This is a genomic window from Nostoc sp. DedQUE02 (assembly GCF_034531035.1).
Classification (GTDB): domain Bacteria; phylum Cyanobacteriota; class Cyanobacteriia; order Cyanobacteriales; family Nostocaceae; genus Nostoc.
Genome location: NZ_JAVRBY020000002.1, coordinates 26,039 through 47,782 on the forward strand (window position 1 = coordinate 26,039; position 21,744 = coordinate 47,782).

15 protein-coding genes are annotated in these 21,744 nt (G+C 40.3%); 9 read left to right on the forward strand and 6 right to left on the reverse strand.

The window, feature by feature from the left end:
* Nucleotides 1–368: 368 nt before the first annotated feature.
* On the forward strand, nt 369–1,970 hold the full coding sequence (locus RMX98_RS02715; RefSeq protein WP_322676485.1) for an XRE family transcriptional regulator: 1,602 nt from the start codon (nt 369–371) through the stop codon (nt 1,968–1,970).
* Here RMX98_RS02715 and RMX98_RS02720 read toward each other — a convergent pair.
* The 4 genes from RMX98_RS02720 to RMX98_RS02735 all read right to left on the reverse strand — a co-directional run bounded on the left by RMX98_RS02720 (nt 1,932) and on the right by RMX98_RS02735 (nt 5,604).
* Nucleotides 1,932–2,279, reverse strand: coding sequence for a DUF4157 domain-containing protein (locus tag RMX98_RS02720; RefSeq protein WP_322676484.1), 348 nt, complete (start codon nt 2,277–2,279; stop codon nt 1,932–1,934). The two genes, RMX98_RS02715 and RMX98_RS02720, sit on opposite strands and share 39 nt — an antisense overlap.
* Nucleotides 2,227–2,427, reverse strand: coding sequence for a hypothetical protein (locus RMX98_RS02725; RefSeq protein ID WP_322676483.1), 201 nt, complete (start codon nt 2,425–2,427; stop codon nt 2,227–2,229). Before RMX98_RS02725 ends, RMX98_RS02720 begins: the two co-directional genes overlap by 53 nt.
* A gap of 359 nt (nt 2,428–2,786) precedes the next feature.
* The gene (locus RMX98_RS02730) at nt 2,787–4,382 is read right to left on the reverse strand and encodes a mechanosensitive ion channel family protein (protein ID WP_322676482.1); all 1,596 of its coding nucleotides are present in this window, start codon (nt 4,380–4,382) and stop codon (nt 2,787–2,789) included.
* A gap of 16 nt (nt 4,383–4,398) precedes the next feature.
* A complete protein-coding gene (locus tag RMX98_RS02735) occupies nt 4,399–5,604 on the reverse strand; it encodes an RNA-guided endonuclease TnpB family protein (protein ID WP_322676481.1) in 1,206 nt (401 codons plus the stop codon).
* Between the two features lie 277 nt (nt 5,605–5,881).
* Here RMX98_RS02735 and RMX98_RS02740 point away from each other — a divergent pair, with 277 nt between their 5' ends.
* Nucleotides 5,882–6,148 (forward strand): hypothetical protein, encoded by a 267-nt coding sequence (locus RMX98_RS02740; protein WP_409881023.1) that lies wholly within the window; start codon nt 5,882–5,884, stop codon nt 6,146–6,148.
* A gap of 634 nt (nt 6,149–6,782) precedes the next feature.
* Nucleotides 6,783–7,985 carry an AAA family ATPase gene (locus tag RMX98_RS02745; RefSeq protein ID WP_322676479.1) on the forward strand — a complete coding sequence of 401 codons (1,203 nt, stop codon included), beginning with the start codon at nt 6,783–6,785 and terminating at the stop codon, nt 7,983–7,985.
* 110 nt (nt 7,986–8,095) lie between these two features.
* Here the strand turns inward: RMX98_RS02745 and RMX98_RS02750 are convergent, their stop codons facing one another.
* Both RMX98_RS02750 and RMX98_RS02755 read right to left on the reverse strand, forming a co-directional pair.
* Entirely contained in the window at nt 8,096–8,968 is an 873-nt protein-coding gene (locus RMX98_RS02750; RefSeq protein ID WP_322676478.1) for a response regulator, read from the reverse strand.
* 143 nt (nt 8,969–9,111) lie between these two features.
* Nucleotides 9,112–11,088 (reverse strand): scytonemin biosynthesis sensor histidine kinase, encoded by a 1,977-nt coding sequence (locus RMX98_RS02755; RefSeq protein ID WP_322676477.1) that lies wholly within the window; start codon nt 11,086–11,088, stop codon nt 9,112–9,114.
* A 1,897-nt stretch (nt 11,089–12,985) separates the two neighbouring features.
* Here RMX98_RS02755 and scyA point away from each other — a divergent pair.
* The 6 genes from scyA to scyF all read left to right on the forward strand — a co-directional run bounded on the left by scyA (nt 12,986) and on the right by scyF (nt 21,544).
* Complete coding sequence (gene scyA, locus RMX98_RS02760) at nt 12,986–14,866, forward strand: scytonemin biosynthesis protein ScyA (RefSeq protein WP_322676476.1); 1,881 nt, start codon at nt 12,986–12,988, stop codon at nt 14,864–14,866.
* A 392-nt stretch (nt 14,867–15,258) separates the two neighbouring features.
* Nucleotides 15,259–16,320: a tryptophan dehydrogenase ScyB gene (gene scyB, locus RMX98_RS02765; RefSeq protein WP_322676475.1), complete on the forward strand. Its 1,062-nt coding sequence runs from the start codon at nt 15,259–15,261 to the stop codon at nt 16,318–16,320.
* 25 nt (nt 16,321–16,345) lie between these two features.
* Nucleotides 16,346–17,314 carry a scytonemin biosynthesis cyclase/decarboxylase ScyC gene (gene scyC, locus RMX98_RS02770; RefSeq protein ID WP_322676474.1) on the forward strand — a complete coding sequence of 323 codons (969 nt, stop codon included), beginning with the start codon at nt 16,346–16,348 and terminating at the stop codon, nt 17,312–17,314.
* Between the two features lie 107 nt (nt 17,315–17,421).
* A complete protein-coding gene (locus RMX98_RS02775; RefSeq protein WP_322676473.1) occupies nt 17,422–18,678 on the forward strand; it encodes a ScyD/ScyE family protein in 1,257 nt (418 codons plus the stop codon).
* 123 nt (nt 18,679–18,801) lie between these two features.
* A complete protein-coding gene (locus RMX98_RS02780) occupies nt 18,802–20,175 on the forward strand; it encodes a ScyD/ScyE family protein (protein ID WP_322676472.1) in 1,374 nt (457 codons plus the stop codon).
* Nucleotides 20,176–20,347: 172 nt separating this feature from the next.
* Nucleotides 20,348–21,544, forward strand: coding sequence for a scytonemin biosynthesis PEP-CTERM protein ScyF (gene scyF, locus RMX98_RS02785; protein ID WP_322676471.1), 1,197 nt, complete (start codon nt 20,348–20,350; stop codon nt 21,542–21,544).
* The last annotated feature ends 200 nt before the right edge of the window (nt 21,545–21,744 follow it).

The following is a 21,744-nucleotide window of genomic DNA, read 5'->3' on the forward strand; positions in this document are numbered from 1 at the left end:
AAAACTTTGTAAAAACCTTTAAATATTTAACTTTTTAATATAGATGCGTGACCTGTTTCTAGCAATTTTGTGACCTGTTTTTAGCAGCAGATGTAAAATCCTGAAACCTTGATGAATAAAAGGTTCGACATCATAGTTTTACTAATTTTTAGACCTTACATCTTGCTGGTTGTAAATAGTATTGATTAATTATATTTATAGGTTTGACAATTAAAAATTTATGAAATCATCATGTTTTAGGTTAAAATTAAAGATTGTCTCCTGTGCTTTATACAAAAATTATTTAGAATAAAGTTTGCATGTCAAAAATCTGCACATAGCAAAGATCAAAAATTACTTTTAGTAAATGGATAAAAATAACAATCAATATGGAACGCTTATCTGACGCATTACGAAATCGGATAAAGGTTACAGTAAAACAAACAAGAGAAGCGATCGCAGATTCCTTAGTTAACTTAGAACAAAAAAGTAAAGTCAGTTTAATTGACGTAGAAAAGCAGGTTAAAACACAGCTTTTTGAAACAAAAAATCAAGTTAAAACTCAAATTGCTGAGGTTCAACAGCAGGTTGAAACACATCTGGTCACTTGGAACAATTTTCGTCACATTGAGAGTATCCAGTCGGAGCGCTTTGCGATTTTCTTGCTGAAAGTACTACTTAAAGAGCAGAAATCTCCAGCCAAGAAACTAAGGTTCAAAGCAGGTTCTTTATTTCCTAATGGCTGGACAACATTAGCAGCATTGACGTTGGTACTGCGAGGTGTGGCAGAAGTTTTGTCACAAAAATCAGATTTATCCTGGAAAATTAAGTCTGATGCGATTTTGAGTTACGAAAAACCTGTTAATAAAGGACGTAGTGGCAAAATCGAGTATTATATCAGCAATGAAAATTTTTCTACACAAAAGCAAGCATTAACAACAGATGCTGCTCTTACCACCATTGAGGAATTTGATCCAAGAGCAGGTGCTATTCATCTAATTTACTGTGCTAAAGCGATTCAGCTTCACCAACCTTGGAATCAAGCTTTTGTGATTGATGATAAACAGTTAGTTGAATATACAGGTTTATCAAAGCGCCGTGATTTGAGCAAATCACAAAAATTAGAGATTCTAGATAGTTTGGTAAGACAACCTGCTCAAGTGTTGGCAGAAATTACTTGGTTCAATACAGAGAAAATTCCGGCGTTTACAACAACAGATTGGCAAATTTGGAACGTTTCTGTGGAACACAAATTTGCTGAAGCAGAGAATAGCCATTGCAAACCGATTGGTTTAACTGTTACCGTCAAACCCGGCGAGTGGGCAAGATACTTTTTGAACAAATCAGAATATTATTACCATACAGGCGTCATCACCAAGAAAACCGTACAAACGCTTTTTAGTATTGGCAAGCATAATGTCGGTGCTGCGAGAATCCTGATTTGGCTGACTTTTCAGATTGGGCCCGGATTACAAAACCGCTTGATTGGCAAAACGCTGTTAGAAATTGCCTATGGAGAAAAGCGAGTTACAGCAGCAGCAAGCGATCGCCAACTGCGTCGTTGTTTAGCTGACGACTTTGAAACTGATATGAATGTTGTTAAAAAAGCTGGATGGCAAATAGAACTTGAAATTGGGCCAGATTGGTTGGAAAACAAGCAAGGCAAACGTCCGACTGGATTTTGGCAAGAACTTTTAATGTCACGCTGGCGGTTAAATTTACCGTTAGAAGCACAACAAAGGTTAAACAACCCGCAAAGCCAAAACAGAATTAACCGCCAAACCAAAAATCAGCGTCAACTGCGATCGCCATCAGGTGAGATTATTCGCAAAGCCAGAAAAGCTAAAGGCTGGTCGAGGGCGTTTTTTGCCTCAACGATGGGAAAAAGCATTTCTTGGGTTGACGCTGTAGAAACCAATCACCGCCAAGTCTGTGCCAAAGATTTACCCATGCTAATAGAACGTCTCGGTCTTCACCCTATGGATTGGTAAATAGAGGTCATGTGTATGTACTCTTACCTCGCTAAAATCGTGATTAAAGCGAGATTCCATGAAAGTGCAAGTATTGCGATCAAGCGGTTGTCCAGGCGATCGCAACACTTCATGCACAATCGGTGGCACTTCTGTAACCTCAGATTGATCGTTTGCCCGTCGCTGAAGCAGTTTTTTCCCCTGACATTGGCTACACTGACCCGTCAAGCTTGCCGATTTGCCGCAGTCGCATTTGCGCTGCAAAATTTCCGAACGATCAACATTCAATGAAGGCTTTGTTTCTGTTTTGGCAAGAGTTTTGGCTGTCATTTGCTGAACCTCCGTAGATTGATTGAGCAATTTGAACGCCGATCGCATCGGGTTTCATGGCAGGCGCGATCTCGATTGTACCGCCATTAAATTGAGGCACTGCACCCCCTTGAGCAAGCGATCGCGGCACACCTTGTTCGCTAAACAATCGGCTGAGTTCTTGCTGTAAAGCGGCGCTGATCAGGTGGCGATCGCTTCAAAAGTCTACAAAGTAGAGAAAATGATTACTCAAGTTGACTAACAAGACCAAGAAATTATCAGTCCAATAGTCAACAAAGTTAAGAATTCTGTTTCTCAAATAGATTTAGAAACAGTGAACGCAATACGGTTCGGTCTAGCATTTTCACAATCGAGTGTGGTCTGAAGAAAGGGGAACAGATAAAGGGTAAAAGATATATTCAAAAATTTTCCCCTTTTCCCTTTCCCCTTTAACCGAAACGTATTGACAGTGAACGCAGATTTAGCCTATTGCCTATTGCCTATTGCCTATTGCCTATTGCCTATTGCCTATTCCCTCTTTGATAATCGTTCAACCATCTGTATTAAAGCTAACTGCATTTCTGGCGTAAATTCCAATGTGCCAGAACGCACATGTAAATCTAACTGAGGGAAGGGGATTTCAATTTGTCTTTGCTGTAATGCTTCGTACATATTGTAGTATAAATCACTTTTGAGCAAGAATTGTTTATTTGGTTCCGCAGTCCATACTAATAACTCAAAATTTAAGCTGTTGTTGCCAAACTCTTTAAACAGTACTAGAGGAGAAGGAGCTTGTAATACATTGGGATGCTTAGAGGCAGCCTCTAACAGAGCCGCTTGCACAGTTTTGGGATCTGAACTAAAAGCAACGCCAACAGGGAGATGAAGGCGAGAAATCGGGTTGCGATGGCTCCAGTTGATTACTTCTTTTTCCAAAAAGCGAGAGTTGGGTACAATGATTGAAACGTGGTCAAGAGTACGAATCTCGGTACTTCTTGCACCTATTCGCTCGACAGTACCTGTATATTCCCCAACTTCCACAAAATCTCCAACCTGAATCGGACGCTCAAATACTAGTACTAAACCACTGCCAAAATTCTTAGCAATATCCTGTAAACCAAAGCCAATTCCAACGCTTAAAGCACTTGCTAAGATTGTCAAAGAGCTAATGTCAAGCCCCCAGATTTGTAGCAGTACCAGTGTGCCAATAAAAATTACACCATATTTGAAAAGTATTGTAATCGCTTCTTGAGCGCCGCGATTGATTCCTGTAAAAGATAGAATTCGAGAACGGAAAAAATTGGTTAAAGTTCCAGCAAAGATAACTAAGCCAAACAACAAACCAACCAAAATTATTAATTCACTAAGAGAGTAAGGATTTTTGCCTAACGTCAGAATAGGTGATGTAAAACTGGTGATTAGGATATTTGAAATTTGGTAGCTCCATTGACGAGTGAAAGGAAAGAGATTAGTGATATAAAGAATCGCACTTATCCAAAGTCCGATCCGCATACTCGCCAACACTAATTTGAAAAATAATTCTAATACTTTTATTGGTTCTGAATTTGGTATCGCATTGCTAGTAGTAGTTAAGCGAAGTGAAGCTACTCGAAAAAAGTGATGTTTAATCCATCCCAATAGCCAACTGAATACGGCAGTTATGAGTAAAATTACTACTGCTATAAGTGTTGTTTGTTGGAGATAGGTTTTAGTTCGCTCTAACTGAGCTTGCTGTAACGCATCTTCAATTTGCTGCCCCCAAATCTTTGCCTGTTCATCAACTGTGCTACCTGGAACAGTATCTTGTTCTGTAACTGTTAACAGATAGCGATCGTTTAGCAAAATAGTAGGTAGCTGATTGCGTTTTTCAATTTTAACTTGAATAGATTTAGAAGTTTGAATCGCATTTTTTAGTTGTGAGTTGATTATATTTGTCCGTTCTTGAGCGCTATACCGACCAGAATCGCTAATCTGAAAAATTTGTTCACCATCCAAAATAACCGGAGCTTTAGTTAATGCTTGAGCAACGATAGGAGTTAAGCAGAGGAACAAAATAAAAATTAGTACTGGAATAAGAATATTGAAATATTTGGATGGCAGTCGCATACGATGAGAATAAAACATGAAGATTGTGAACTACCTACACTGACGCTTCGCGTACAGTGTAGGCTTCCTGTCCAACAGAGAGCGTAGTAGTAGATTTCTTGCGTCCTCTATTACTGCGACTTACATCTGGGCGACAGGCTTTATCCCCCGTTCCAGAGGTCAAAATCCGTAGACCTTCATCTCGAAGGTTAATACTGGCGTTAATATCCCTATCATGCTTAGTTTTGCAATGCTCACAAGTCCAGGTTCTTACATCTAGTGGTAAGCTACTGACTTGATTCAAGCATACATGGCAGGTTTTTGAACTAGGGAAAAATCTATCTAGTTCTTGGTAAATCTTCCCTGATATCTCTGCCTTGTATTTAAGCATTGTACAAAACATCCCCCAGCCAACCTGTTGAATAGATTTGGCTAGGCAGTGATTTTGCATCATGCCTTTAATATTAAGATTTTCAACCACAATCACTTGGTTTTCGTTAACTATCCTACGCGATAGCTTATGCAGAAAATCTTCACGGCAATTAGTAATTTTTCTGTGAATACTAGCAACTTTATTTCTAGATTTAATGCGGTTATTAGAACCTTTTTTCTTCCTAGATAATTGTTGCTGTTTCAGCTTCAGATTTTTTTCGTATTTGTTGAGTATTCTAGGATTGTCAAATTTAGACCCATCACTAGTAACAGCGAAGTGAGTTAATCCCAAATCAATACCTATTGCTTTACCATCTGTAGAGCAATAAGGTTTATCTTTACCATCATCAAAGAGAATGGCGGCGAAGTATTGGTTAGAACAGTTTTTAGATATAGTTACAGTCTTAACTTTTCCTTCAATAGGTCTATGAATTATTGCTGACACATCCCCTATTTTTGGGAAAGTTAAGTACTTGTCAGCAATCCTAACATTTTGAGGATACTGTATTGACTGCTTATTATGCTTTGACTTGAAGTTTGGATATTTTGCTCTTTTTTCAAAGAAGTTATTAAAAGCCACTCCAAGATTTAAACAGACTTGTTGTAAGCACTGTGAGTAAGTTAAAGCCAACCAATCATGCTCTTTTTTAAGTTGCGGGATTAGCTTTTTAACTTCATATCCAGATAGCCCCTTACCTGTTTCTTTGTACGTCTGATTCATCAAGTTCAGGCAATAATTCCAAAGCCAACGACAAGAGCCAAAAGCTTGTGCTAGTGACTGCTGTTGAAGGACATCTGGATATAGTCTGACTTTGACGACTTTTAACATCTTAGAGTGAAATCAATTTACTATAAAATAATATAACACATCGCGCAGCGTCCCGAAGGGAAGGAGAAGGGTAGTCCGCCTACGCAAACTCAAAGAATTTGAAACCCACCTCCGTGGGTTTTGTCTGTATAGCCGCGAATTCCATTGGCTAGGGTAGGCTACTAATAGTGCCATCAGTCAGCAATTATACTCAGACAAAAACAGTAAAATCTGTCGGATTGTGTAAGAATTTCCTGTATCCTGGTATATCCTACCTTTTGTTTACCTTGTGATAAATATGGATATGCGACAACTCATCAAAAAATCTGACAGACCCATTCTCAACAAAACAGAAACAACCCCACCACCTACTGAACCGATTGAGATGTCTGAAAGTCAAGATATTCTAGAACCAGTAGTTGAAGATGAGCTACCACAGTATATTGAAGCATTAGAATCAGACTATATTCCTGAACGCTATCATCTCTCCCATTCCATTGCTAACTCAGGTTGGCAACCGTCAGATGTCTGGCGCGATATTCGTGTAGATGATTTCTGTGGTTAAGCAATGGGAGAGTAGTCAAGGCAGAGTATTTTTTACCAAGTTATATCATACACTTGACCAAGTAAATGAACTTTACTAAAAAGTAGAGTTCTTATTTTTAATATTCTTCCGAAAAATAAAGACCGTAGTAACTTTTTATTCATATAGAGCATGTCTTTGCAGTGCCAAAGGCAATATCTATGACGGGCTATTCGCTAGAAGCGAATAGCTCTAATCCATGCATTTCAAAATCATCGCGCTTTCTCTACAATGCCGGAAAAAGAAATACATTGCTTTTTTCGAGTGTCAAGTGCCACAAGGAATAATATGTCCTTACTTTAATTCCCTAGTTTTAACTATGGGGTAACTAAGCACTCCTAAATGATATAGAAGTCAAGAAATGGCACACGTAAATCAATAGCTAAAAGTAAATCTCCACTTATACCAATTATTTTGTCAAAAAAGTTGACATAGGTAGTCTATATGTAATATAGTATGTTACATTAAGAATGAGTTAAATTAAAAAAATTCCTAGCCAGCACGGTGAAAATAAAATTACCATTTGTAGGAAATTAGTTGAGATTACGATAAAACTTTTTTAAAATCTTCTATTTCACACAAAATAACTCGATTAACGCTGCATAACTAAATAAATATGGATTTTGACTATTTTAGAAGCAATGAAGGCAATCCGACAAATAATACCCGGCAAAGCTTGCTTGCTAGCGGTTGGCGACCATTTAACCGAGAGTTAGACTGGGAGTTTTTGTGGCAACTATTGTACAGTGACTCCCGCGAATTAAGTCAAAAGAGTTTGAATTTAGCGAGTAATGTTGCTGATATTTTAGGACGAAATAATTATGCTTGGTGGGCTAATTTATTGAGTGTTGTATCTGATAATACCCGCTATGAAATTGAAAAGTTTTGGAACTATATCACCCCAGATCCTCAATCACCAGATCATCGCTACAAAGATGTTTTGAGTACGGAAACGCCTATAGTTCAATTTGTGAGTCGTAGTAGTATTCCCATTGATTATGTTCTTAATCGATTGCAAGAAATTACTGTACTGCGAGTTTTAGGTGTGTTGGGTACTCCCGATATTATTACTCAGTATTACTCAGAAAGAGATTTTTATTTTCCTATAGATAGATTTATTAGCTGGGAACGTTTAGACGTTATTAATACTGTTTATGCTTATTGGTCAAAGTCTGACGTTTGGTTGCAAATTGACCCCTACGATCGCGGGCGACGACAATATACTTTAATGGCGAAAAATCTCGCGCCACTAATTAACAAAGCGACTTACGACTTAGCAGTGATGCTAAGTGGATATCAAAGTCGTGTAGGCAAGGTTCATAGTCAATTTAACATTCGGACATTTCCCGCAGATATCCAAAACTTTACTGATTCTGTACAGCAAGCAATTTTAAATCAAAATCAGTTAGCAGTTGTTGTACATGGGCAACCAGGTACTGGTAAAACAGTCTGGACACAGGCAGTAGCAAAGGAAATTCTTGTACCTTTAGGGTATGTAATTTTTATTTTAGATCATGATGCGATCGCTAATTTTGTCCCACCGACTTACATAGAGCGTATTTGTATAGTTATTAACGAAGCTGATAACTTAGCGCAAAATCGTGCTTCGGAAGTAGCGCAATACAATAACAAAACCGAACACATTCTGAGTTTACTGGATGGTACTTTGTATCAGAGTGTAATTGATGACTCTGGTATTCAGATGCAGCAAAGGTTAGTTGTCTTGATGACTTGTAACACTACTGAAAGATTAGATCCAGCTATGTTACGTAAGGGCAGGGTGGATTTAATATATGAGTTTACGCAACTATTTGTATGAGGAGGCAGGGGGCAGGGGGCAGGAAGAATAATACTTTTCTTGTTGAACTATTCCCCATTCCCCATTCCCCATTCCCCATCTCAATCTTGAAAATTGCTGTAAATCGATTTTCACCAGAGTCTCACCTGTTTTTGCGATACAAGCTGATGCTCTTTGCGCCAAGCTTGGGGAGGTAAACCGTGATGTTGGCGAAACTGGCGGGAAAAATGAGACACATCCTGATAACCCAATGCTTTCGCTATCTTCTCGACTGTCTGATTATTATTTTGGAGTAAAAAACAAGCTTCCGCCATCCGGCGTTTGACAATCCAGCAGTTTACAGTCTCTCCACTTGTCTCCTTTACTCGGTTAGTTAAGTAAGCAGGTGAGTAACCAACAGCAACAGCCACATCAGACAAAGTAATTCCTTCATGATAATGGGCTTCGATAAAGTCGAAAACTTCTTGCAATTGGGGAATGCAGGGAAAGATTGACTTAGAAGAAATGTTGGCTTCTTTATCAGATGCTACGGCAACACCGGAAGCGATCGCTGTAGTATCATCTGTAAATACTGGTTTTGGAGCTTTATCGAATTTTATAGAACACCAGTATTGCATAGTAGCTTGCTTTTCCAAGCGAGTTGCGATCGCTCTGAGTAATTCATCTAATGTCGAGGGTTTGGTAAGATAGTCATCTGCACCCAATTCCATAGCTTTGCGAACATCTGCTTTAGTACTACTGCCAGTCAGAAAAATAAAAGGAATAATTGCCGTAATCGGATCTTGGCGTAGCGTAGTTAAAACGTTATAACCATCCATATCGGGCATCGTGATATCGCAAATCACTAAGTCGGGTATATCCTTTTGTGCTTGTTGGATACCAACACGACCGTTTTGAGCGCCTATCATATCAAAACCTTTGGCCTCAAGACCTCTTAAATAAAGATTGCGGGTAACGGTATCATCTTCAATGACGAGAATTTTCTTTGGCGATTCATACATCATTTTCTATTACCATAACTTTTTATAGAAGCTAGTTACTAGACTCTTCGGTGAATCTCTAATCTAAATAGAGATGAAATTAATTACTTTGTTCCGAGAGTTATGATTATTAGGTTTTTAATTAACAACTATCTTCATTTCAACATTCATAACTCGGAACAGCTAAACTCTGATTTCATTAATGGCAGGATTACAGTAAACGTAGTACCCACACCAACTTCACTTTCTACAAAAACTTGACCATGATGTAAATCTACCAGGGTTTTAAGAATCGATAGTCCTAGTCCAGTACCAGGTATATGATCAATATTACTACCACGATAAAATGGCTCAAATATTCGTTGTTGATCTATTACCGAAATACCAATTCCCCTATCTTTTACCTGGAAAACTAATTTTTCATTTTGGCAAGATAGTTCAAAATTAATTGCCAGATTCGAGGGAGAATACTTAATCGCGTTATCAAGCAAATTCTTCAAAATTGGCTCTAACAATTTTTTATCTATGTATGCTGTTAAAGAGTTATCTTGACTTACAAAATTGATTGGGGTTTGGCTGACACTTATTTGCATTTGTGCAACTAAATCCTGACAAAACTGAAATAACTCAAGCGGTTTGGGTTCAAAGTTTAATTTTGCTGATTCCGCTTTAGAAAAGAACAAAATATCATCCAACATCAGGCTCAGTTGTTCAGTGGCTTTTTGAATATGATCGAGTAGTGGTTGGATTTTCTTCTGTGTATGTTTGTCTACTTCTTCCTTGAGTAAACTATTAGAAAATGAAACAATATTCAACGGAGTTCGGAACTGATGGCAAACCATAGAAAGAAAACGCGCTCTAAGTTCACTAAGTTGTTTTGCTTGTTCTAAAGCTTGGTTAAGACCTAATTCTGCATATTTGTAATCAGTAATATCGATGCCTGCAATCAGTTCGACTTGTTTTCCCCCAAAATCTAGCACTCCCTCAAGCTTGGCAACCGCACAGGCTAACCAGCGCTCTGTACCGTTTTTTGTCAGAATATTCATCTCCTGATATTCAAAGTTAGCTGCTTCATCCTGCTTACGTATCTGCCTACTTTTTTTGTTCTTAATTAGTCGGCGAAGATCAAAACCTGTTAGCAGTTCATCTTTTGTATAGCCAGTGAGTTGTTCTACCGCCGGATTTATATAGCAAAGCCGCGTGCCTTGAATCAGAAAAGTGCTGGCATCTGTCGTTTCGGCTATTGTCCGAAATCTATTTGCGTTCAGCCGTAACGCTTCTTCAGTTTGTTTCGATTCAGTAATGTCCCAAATACTCCACACTCTACCCATAATTTTGCCCTCAAGCAACTGAGGTTTAGAATAGTGTGCGAAAACTCTCCCATCTTTCAACTCCAGAATGTCGTAGCTCTCGAAATCAGATTGGCTAGACACTTCCCAAATCAACCGACTAAAAGCTTGGGGATCTTTAAGTTGGTTCTCAAAAAATTCTTTGCATCGAGGACATTTTTTAGATAATATTAGAGTTTCTGGGATCTGCCACATCTCCACAAATTTCTGATTCAAGCTCAGAATATCTCCCTCAAAGTTAACTGCAACAATACCAATAGCAGTAGATTCGAGAGTAGAACGAAGTAAAGAAAGAGATGTTTCTAGTTCTACTTCTTTTGCTTTGAGTTGAGAAAATTCCTGTTGTAAATTGTTTTTGGCATCCCTTAATTCATCAGTCCATTTCTGGACGCTCAGTTCTACTATTTCATCAGTTTTTTCACGAGCAAAGGCACAGCCAAATTCCATATCTTGGTGTTTGACATAGTTCATGGATATTTCTACCAGAAATATCCGACCTCCTTTTGTCCGATAGCGAGATTTAAAGGTAAAGGAACCCTGTGAGCTAATTTCTGACCAATTGTGTAGCGAAAAGTCTACATCTATATCATGCAGCCTCATGGAAAGTAATTCCTCACGGGAATATTCAGTCATCAGGCAAGTGGCATCGTTGACGTAAAGAAACTGTGCGTTTACTCCTAAACAGAAGGCAGCATCTGTAGCATGATTTATTAAGAAGTGAGCAAACTTCATCTCTATTTCTGGTTGTAGTGCCCATTGATTGTTTGATCTAGATAGTGTATCGCCAGAATTCATATTCCTACTTCCTCCTGGTAATCAATCAGCAATATAGCCATTATTGAGTTAATAGTCATAACTTACTAAAATCTTTGGTACACTCTTCGAGTGCTAAAAAATAAACTTAGTTAGGAAATTAAAAAATATTACTACTTCCCTTAACAAAACTTATCATACCAAAAAATGGTAAATTATCAAACCAATTTTTCGGAAAAAACTAAGTATTCAGAAATCTTTATTTCTAAAGTAAACAGCTTTTTATCGTAACGCAAAATTTAGACCAATCAAATCTAGATTAGTCAACCAAGCTTGTTAGATAAGAGCTGAAAACTCTTAATCTATAAGTAGAAAATAAATTTTAAATTTAAATTAGCCCAGCACCAGAACTAATCGTTCACTAACCTAAAATTGCAGGGTTTCGGCTGAGAAAAAGTTAAAGGATAAAAGATAAAGAATTTTATCCTTTAACTTTTCCCTCGCCAAGGAATTTAGTGAACTACTAATAGATTCTGACGACGGTTTGCCTACCTTTAACAAGTTGCTTGAATCATTTATTTGTCTTGTTGATTGAGATGTGCGTTACTCAGTGCTACTAGCGGGATGTTTTATTTGTACTGAGTAGTAAAAGTTACTCAGTACTGGGTTACTTAGTAAAAGCAACTCTCCTCATGGAGCCACTGCGGTGTAGAGGGTTTGCACCATCAGCAAGTGGCAGCCTTTTAACTCAGCGCTTTTGATGCAGTGCTGTACTTGGATAGAATCATTTGATTTTTAAGATACATGAATTTGTAGTGGTTGGCTTGACTTTAATGAACAAATTTCGTTCATCAATTTATTTTCTTAATTTATCTTAACTTATCTCTCACGTATCTAACTATATAAGAATATGCTTAGTCATCCATCGTCAGGAGTACATTCGTATTAAGCAATGCGGAAATTTTTACGTATAGTATTGTATTTTTTTGTCATGAATAAACATTATATTACTATACTAAGTATAAATTACTAGATTTATGTGATAAATAATCGGAAACGAACTAAATTAATTACGTAATGAATGTTTAGTCATCTATCCGAGGGAATATCAAAGTTAAGAAATAAAGTTAATAAATAATGTTTTTGTCGTTACAAATAATTGACTCACAGAGTTTTTGGTGGCAATATTAAAGACTACCAAATTGTTGTAGTTCTGCTGATGCTTTAATTTGGATAAAAAGTTGTGTAAGTTTTAAAGCAAAAGAATTGACAGCCATATCTAAAGATTTTCTATTGTAAATTTGGTAATGTATCGGTTTTGCAATGCCTACGGCGGACTACGCCTACGCAAAATATCAATGCTTTAGAGTAACTAGGTTAAAAATGTTACAATTACGACAAAAGCGAAAGAATTGACACCCTCATCAAAAGATTTTTCATTGCAAATTAGGTTTTCATCATAATGACGATCGCAAGTTAAGAATTTCCTCAGGCGGTTTAGTCAAGATAACGGTGCTATAAAACTTAACCATGTTAAGTTTTATAAAGATTATGAGAAACACTAGAATTCAGCTTAGTTGCTAGTTTATAGACCTTTAGATGATTTAGTTTTTCCCCACCAACTGACTTAAATACTATAGTCATCACCATAGAAACGAAAAATTTGACACCCTCGCCAAAAAATTGTTGATTGCACAACCCTCTTCGTCTCCCTTATTGTGGTTTCAAGAAGCACAACCTCAAGTGTTGTATGCTTTTGGTAAAAATTTTTTGGTACTGCGCTCACAAGCATCAATCAGCAGCCATCAACCACTTCTACTATTGACCTAGCTTGGTCATAGCTGTCGTAAACAACAGAGTTGTTTGTATTAAATATTTCTAGAGCTGTGATTGTAAACTAAAAAGCTTTTGTCTAACTTTAATGTAATTATGTGAAACCATGAGTCAAAACTATACTGGTTCAAACTCTCCTCCAATCATCACCGAGCCATACAAGGAAGTTGCAGCAAACAGATATGTAGAATCTGTATCTGACTCTCGTAAGGTAGATGAATCAGAGAATAATGGGGGAATTCAGCCTTTTTTAAACGACCAAACAACCCCAACCCTCTCAGTTGCCGATGCGATCGCTCAGATGTTGGAAAATTTAGGAGTAAACTACGCTTTTGGTGTCGCCGGTGGAGCGATGGCCAGCCTTTGGGGTGCGTTATCCAATAGCAGCATAGAGGTGTTGAACTTCCGTCATGAAGCCGGAGCAGCATTTGCAGCGACCGAAGCATACTTTGCGAATAATCGTCCGACTGTAGTTTTTACCACAGCCGGGCCGGGGATCACCAACGCCCTCACCGGATTATTTGCGGCTCGTGGTGAAGGTGCAAAGGTAATTTTGCTCTCGGCTTGCACATCAGCACCGCAGCGTGGACGTTGGGCAATTCAAGAAACCAGCACTTATACCTTGCCAAGTGGGGGAATTTTTACCCCAGGAGCGTTATTCAACTATGCAATCACTATTGAATCTGCGGCTCAACTACCGCAGATTTTTCGCAAACTTGCATTAGCTATGGCGCAACCAGGCGGGTTTGTCGCCCATTTGAGTATTCCCACCGCAGTGCAGACAAGTTTAGTTGAGGATATAGCCTTACCCCAACTAGATGTTACTCCTTTTCCGATGACTGCTTCCAAAGAAGCGATCGCAAAATCTGTAGAGTTATTATCATCTGGCCCCTTTGCTATCTGGGTTGGTTTCGGTGCGCGTGACGCAGCAGAGGAAATCATTGAACTCGCTGAAAAAACCGGAGCCGCCGTCATGTGCTCACCCCGTGGTAAAGGTATCTTCCCCGAAGATCATCCCCAATTTGTGGGCGTTACAGGTTTAGGCGGTCATGCTTCCGTCTTAACTTATATGGAAGAACAACCTCCACTCCGCACACTTGTATTAGGAACTCGCCTTGGTGAACCGACTTCTTTTTGGAGTTCGGCGCTGGTTCCAAAAGGAGGTTTTGTCCATGTAGATATTGACCCGGAAGTGCCAGGTGTAGCCTATCCCCATGTTGAAACTTTCGGGGTTCGGTCTGATATCAAAGCTTTTGTGAAAGAGTTATTGCAGCAATTACCAGATGCTTCTGATTCCACAATAGTGTTACCTCGTCCAGAACACAAAGCAATTGATCCTGCATCAGACGTAGATTATCCAGTGCGGCCAGAAGTATTGATGGCAGCAATTCAAAAGATCATTGTTGAAGATAGCGATGCCATAGTCATGGCGGAGTGTGGTAACTCCTTTACTTGGTCAACTCATCTACTCCAATTTGCCGAAGCCAATCGTTACCGAGTCAGCACCGGAGTCGGCGCAATGGGTCACGCCGTCACCGGAGTATTGGGTGCAGCGCTAGCAAGCAATAGCAAAGCTGTAGGGATTGTTGGCGATGGAGCAATGCTGATGAATAACGAAATCAGCACAGCCGTGAAATACAAAATTCCCGCAATCTGGATTGTACTTAACGATGCGCGTTACAACATGTGCCATCAAGGGATGAAAATCTTGGGGTTAAAGGGTGCAGATGCAACACTTCCACCGACAAACTTTGCCATGATTGCTCGTGGGATGGGAGCAGAAGCGATCGTCGTCGTCAGAGAGTCGGATATTGAAGCGGCATTAGAACAAGCGATCGCATCAAATGTTCCCTTTTTGATTGATGTAGTGATTGACGCCGATCGCCCAGCACCCTCTGGTGGACGTAATAAAAGTTTGGCAGCACAAGGAGTTAAATCAAGTCCCGCGAAAAATGTAGTCAAGCAGGTTTCCTTTCCAATGGTTTGATTTTAAAACCTAGCAATCCCATTCGATTGTTGTAGACATTACCTCTTCTGGCTCGAAGATTTTTTTTAACGAACCGCAAAGGACGCGCTCGCGCAGCGTCTCGAAGAGAAGGAAGAGAGTAAAACACGAGAGCATCTCTATCTTCCAAAAATTCTTTACAGTTTTTTTACCTTTGTGTTCTCTGCGCCCTTTGCGGTTCGTTTCCTCATTTTTTTATTCCAGCTAATAACTACACTCGTAAAACTGGAATTTTAAATGTTTATTTGAACACAAAAGTCTTTCTTAACTTCATCCAATCTTAATATTCGAACGGAATTTTGTGTTTATATCTTTACATTTTGTAATGTTCATTACTTTCTCTAACCAATCCCAACCAATATCGAGAGGTCAATATGTTGCTATTTGAAACTGTTAGAGAGATGGGTCACGAACAAGTTCTGTTTTGTCATGGTAAAAATCCCGAAATTAAGGCAATTATTGCCATCCATGACACAACCTTGGGCCCAGCGATGGGAGCGACAAGACTCATGCCTTATGTGAACGAAGAAGCTGCTTTAAAAGATGCACTTCGTCTAAGTCGCGGGATGACATATAAAGCTGCTTGTGCCAACATTCCGGCTGGTGGAGGTAAAGCAGTCATTATCGCTAATCCTGAAAATAAAACAGATGATCTGTTGAGAGCTTACGGACGTTTTGTTAACAGTCTCAATGGGCGTTTTATTACCGGACAAGATGTCAATATTACCCCTGATGATGTCCGAACAATCAATCAAGAAACTCAATATGTTGTAGGAGTATCAGAAAAATCTGGTGGCCCTGCTCCTATAACATCACTAGGAGTTTTTCTCGGAATTAAAGCTGCTGTTGAATCTCGTTGGCAGAGCAAAAGACTTGATGACATGAAAGTTGCAGTTCAAGGCTTAGGAAATGTCGGTAAAAATCTTTGTCGGCACTTGCATGAGCATAATGTTCAGCTTTTTGTTAGTGATGTAGATCCAGTAAAAGCGGAAGAGGTAAAACGGCTTTTTGGCGCAACTGTTGTAGAACCAACCGAAATTTACTCACTTGATGTTGATATCTTTTCTCCTTGTGCTTTAGGAGCAATTCTTAATAGTCATACAATTCCTTTCTTGAAAGCTTCGATTATTGCTGGTGCAGCTAATAATCAATTGGAGAATGAGCAGCTACATAGTCAAATGCTTGCTAAAAAAGGTATTCTTTACAGCCCAGATTATGTAATTAATGCTGGAGGACTAATCAATGTTTACAACGAAATGATTGGTTATGACGAAGAAAAAGCTTTCAAGCAAGTGCATAACATTTATGACACGCTATTAGCAATTTTTGAGATTGCTAAAGAGCAAGGAGTTACTACTAACGATGCTGCTAGACGATTAGCAGAAGACCGGATCAAGAACGGTAAGCGAACCCAGGCTAAAGCGATCGCAGCTTAATTTTTATTATCTTCAGGAGTGAGAAGTGGAAAAAAATACCTTTGCTACATCAGCTTACATTGCAACTTCACCAGAGAGCGCCTTTGACTATCTTTGTAGTTTAAAAAACTTAGATGAATGGACGCTTTACAGCCGGATGAAAGAGCAAATTGACGAAGATACTTGGCTCGGAACTGCATCCGGCTATCACAAAAATCTTTACTATCATGTTAAAAAACTAGAAAATCCACTATTCTATGGCATTGAATGGCACTGCGGCTTAGAGTATCAGAAATATTTTCAGGTTTACCCTGTTTTGCTGTTTCCTACCGACTACATTGAGCCAGGAACAGATGAAAAAGGCGTGTACTTTCACTGGTTGAGCTTTGTCGATCCCAAACGGCAAACTCAGATGATTATGCAGGGAATTCATACAGTACACACTTCCGAATGTCGTTCTCTCAAAGGTAACTTGGAACGGAAAGCTGGTCTAACCTCAGCAGCTAAAGGACGCCACTTTATTGATACAGACACAATTTATGTTGATGCCCCAATTGAAATCGGCATTGAATACTTAAAAGACTTAACAAACGTAGATGAATGGGCACATTTACTGCGGCCAAATGGTGATATTACCTCTGAATCAGGTGAATTCAAAGATGAATATGACCAGAAAGTAAAAGTGTCTGTACGAGTTCATAGTCTGAGTAAATATTACTTACTTGAACAAGAACATTTTTATCCAGACTACGAATATTATCAGCGCTCTGTAGCGTTACTCATCCCAACAGCATACTCTTTCGCTGACCCAGAGGCTTCTGGTTTCATCCTACATCGAATCACATTCTGGAGAACAGATGGAACTGTCACCCACGGCAAACTTCAGATTGAAGACTTTGGCGCTGAAAGCATGAACATCAAACGTTTGCTCGAAGCCAAAGCTGGCAATCTCAAATCCTTTGACCGGGGAATGAGCTATCTGCCAAAAACTCCAGAATCATTAGTTACTAACTAAAACCTCAGCGTTACTCTGCGCTTCCCAGCCTGCGGCAAGCCGCAAAAGCGTCTACAGCGTTCCTTTGCGTTTCCCTCAATTCCTCTAGATTACCTGTATTGCAACACATGAAACTCAAGCCACTTACCATTACCATCCTCACTTTTTGTGTTGCCGCTTTTTCGGGAATGAAAGCTGCCTCAGCTGCATCATTTTCGGTAATCGCCGATGGTTTATATAATGCCGGAGGTTTAAGCTTTGATCCTGATGGTAATCTCTATGTTACAGAGGCGGGAATCGGGGGAAATGGCGCTTGTGTTCCACCAGCAAGTGGTCAAGGTGATTCTTTATGCTATGGCACAAGTGGGGCAGTTACCAAAATTGAGAATGGTAAAACCGAGCGCATACTCACAGGACTACCTTCTATAGCATTACCAGATGGCACTGGAGCTGCTGGGCCTCGTGACATCAAATTTGATGCTACAGGTAAACCTTATGTTCTGATTGGGTATGGGGCTAATCCAGCCTTTCGCGATCGCAATTTAGGTTACACTGACCTCGGTAAAATCATCGCTCCCGACTTTAATACCAATTCCTGGAAGAGTGTTGCTGATATAGCTAACTATGAACTCGCCAACAATCCCGATGGTGGTGATGTTGGTAGCAATCCCTTGGGTTTGCTCATAGATGGCAATAATTTAGTTGTAGTTGATGCAGGTGCGAACGACTTACTACGTGTGAATACTAGTGGTAGTAACTTGCAAGCTATTACTACCTTTCCCCAAGACATATTAACTAATCCCATCTTTCCACCTTCTGATACCCCATCTAATGAGCCTGCACAGGTTCCATCTATTGGTGAAGAGGTGCGATCGCAGTTTGCAATTCAACCAGTACCTTCAGGTGTGGCAAAAGGGGCTGATGGTGCTTATTATGTCAGCCAGTTTACTGGTTTTCCTTTCCCAGAAGGTGGGGCAAAAATCTATCGAGTTGGGGCTGATGGCTTACCAAAAGTCTTTGCCGATGGTTTTACCCAACTCACAGACTTGGAATTTGATACTGAGGGCAATTTGTATGCTTTGCAGTACGCCAATGAGTCAGCCTGGAAGGGTAATCTTGATGGTTCTGTCATCAAAATCGCTCCTGATGGGACACGTACAACTCTTCTGAGTGGCAACGGATTAGAGTCGCCTAGCGCCTTAGCTATTGGTGCTGATGGTGCAGTATATGTCACAAACCGAGGCGATCGCCCTGGAGGTGGACAAGTTCTCAGGATTGAAAATATCAAGTCTATTCCTGAACCTGATTCTGCTTTCGGCGTATTAGCGATCGGTGCTTTGGGCATTGCTTGGTTGCACAAAAAGAGAAAACATCCAGAATTCTGACTTTTGCATAGACGCGATTTATCGCGTCTCTACTCTTGTACAGAGGCGATTTATCGCGTTTCCTGAATTCTTCTTGATAAAAATTTCCCCAAACAAATTATTTAATTCTCAATCTCCAAAGGTATGAAACTCAAGTCATTTGCCCTTACATCTCTAACATTTTGTTTTGCTGCTATTTGTGGAACACCAGATGTAAAAGCTGCAACGTTAACGACAGTTGTCGATGGAATCAGTAATGCACGGGGTGTTAGCTTTGGCCCTGACGGGAGTCTCTACGTAGCCGAGCCAGGTATCGGCGGTAACGGAAATTGTCAACCATCTCCGAGTACGTTGTTTCAGCCGATCTGTGCTGGTAATACTAGTTCGCTGGTTAAAGTTTCACCAAACGGCACCAAACAGCGTCTACTTACTAACTTTCAGTCTCTAGCAGAACAACCTACTGGCAACCAAGGGGCTGGTATTGAAGACATACAATTCGATTCTAAAGGGAATGCTTATCTTCTGACAGGATTTGCTGGTTATCCAGGAAACCGCGATCTAGAAACACTTAATCTTGGTTCTAAATTCCCGCTTCCAGAAAAGCAACTTGCAACTTTCCCACCATCAACACCCGATAAAGTTTTGAATACACCGCTTCTAGGGCAACTGTACAAAGTTGACTTGAATACGGGATCTCTCAACAGTATTTTTGACTTTGCCAAGTATGAAATCACCAAAAATCCAGACAGTGGCGATGTCGTTACCAATCCCTACGATCTGACTATTAATGGTGATAATGCTTATGTCGTTGATGGGGGTGGGAACACTGCTTACAAAATTAAACTTGATGGAAGTGAGTCAGAGGCGATCGCAATCCCGAAAAACATCATTAGTAAGTCAGATTTGCCACCAGGCTTACAAGTACCTCCTGGGTTATTAGATGAGCTTCCAGGAGACAAAATAGCAATTCAAGCAGTACCCACAGGTGGCACAATTGGCCCCGATGGAGCTTTATACGTTGGGGAATATACGGGTTTTCCTTATCCAGATGGTAAATCGCGGATCTTCCGCATTGGCGAAGATCAAAAACCAGAAGTTTTTCTAGATGGCTTTACGCACATCACCGACCTAACCTTTGATGAGAAAGGCGATTTGCTGGTTTTACAATTCAGCGATACCTCGCAATTAGGGGGTGACATCACAAATCTACCTGGTTCTCTGATCCAAATTGCTCCTGACGGCACTCGCACAACACTTGTTGCCGCAGGTCAAGGGCTAGATTCGGCTGATGGGATTGATGTTGGCCCTGATGGCAAGATTTATATTACCAATCGCGGTGTCGGCCCAGGACGAGGAGAGGTTGTTCGGGTGGATGGCATCGTTGCAGAAAAAGTCCCCGAACCTGGTTCAGTAGTCGGCTTATTAGCACTTGCTAGTGTAGGTGCAACTGCTGCGATCGCCAAGCGCAAACGCCAAGAAAAGTTGGGTGAATTGCTACCCGAAGCAGAGACTGTCTAATTCCTTTTCATCTGGCTTTGTCAGGGAATGCTTACAGAATAAGCTGCTGCCTCAGAGAAAGTTGCATTTCCAAGAAGAGGCAGCAGCCCAAATTTCAGAGTTCCCAAACTAGGACTGGGAACGAAATTAGTCTAGGAACGAGTATAACCCATACAACCAGGACTTAAAACTCATGGGATTAGTCAAAAATTTCTCAATAGGCATTCTCAGCGCCGGATTCACCGTGTTGGCAGCAGCAGCCCAAGCCAAGGCTGTAACATTAACTTACGACAGAAGTATCGGCAGTCCTGGCTTCGGCCCTGGGCAGTTGTTTGTTCCCCAAGGTATAGCGGTAGACAGCCAAGGGAATACCCTCATAGCTAACGGACGCGGTGTTAACCCGGATGGTACTCCTAACTACAACATCGGTGACAAAATTGAAAAATTTAGTCCAAGTGGTCAGTATCTTGGAGCAATTGGCTCCGGCGGCACAGGGCCCGGACAGTTTGACGAGCCAACAACTGTAGACTTTAATCCCGTAACAGGGGATTTGTATGCAGGTGATGTTTACAACAACCGCATCAATCAATTCGATTCTCAGGGTAACTTTATTAGATCTTTTGCAAATGGACAATTTACCCCTCTCGTAGAGGGTAGGCTTTTCTTTGGGCCATCTGGTGTAACATTTGACAAAACTGGCAACGTTTACGTTGGTGATTTTAACGGCGAAAGAATTCTTAAATTCACATCAGACGGAAAGCAAATTGGTGTCATTGGTGGCACCACTGGCACTGCACTTGGAGAATTCCAAGGTGTAGCCGGTACAAGAATTTCCCCAGTTAGTGGAAATATCTATGTAGCTGACCAGTATAACAACCGCGTTCAAGTACTCGATCCAAATGGTAAACCTCTGTACACATTTGGTTCAGCAGGTAGCGGGCCTGGACAGCTTCTTCAGCCAATTGGCATCGAAGTGGACGAGCAAGAGAATGTTTATGTAGCTGATTCTATCAACAGCCGCGTACAGGTATTTGATAAAAACGGTAAATTCTTGACTGCCTACGGTCAACCAGCCCTAGATGCATCAGGCAACCCAGTCGCGCCTCCAGGATTAACTGATCCTCCTTTTGGCAATCCCCTCGACCTCACACCAGGCAGATTTAACTGGACGGGTGGCACAAGCTATAAAGATGGCAAGCTTTATGTGGGCGATTTCTTCCAAGGTCGCGTCCAAGTAATAAACGTAGAAGGCAGACAACAAGTGCCGGAACCTAGTTCAGAATTGGGTTTCGCATTGCTAGGACTTGGTGCTGCTACCGTCACATTGCGGAAACGTGGACAACAAAAGCCAATCTTCAGTTTAGAAAAGCAACTGCAAAAACAGTGCTGAGTTCTGATGCTTGAGTAACAGTTTTTTAGGGTGCGTTAGCTAAGGGCATAACGCACCATCTCAATAATTTTGCTGGCGTAGTCTCGGCGGTAACAGACCTACAAGAGTTTCAGGTTATTAAATCTGGAATAAGGCAGATAAAAACTGGATAAGACAATAAGACCAACATTATTAAGGTGCTTTTAGGACATTAATAGTTC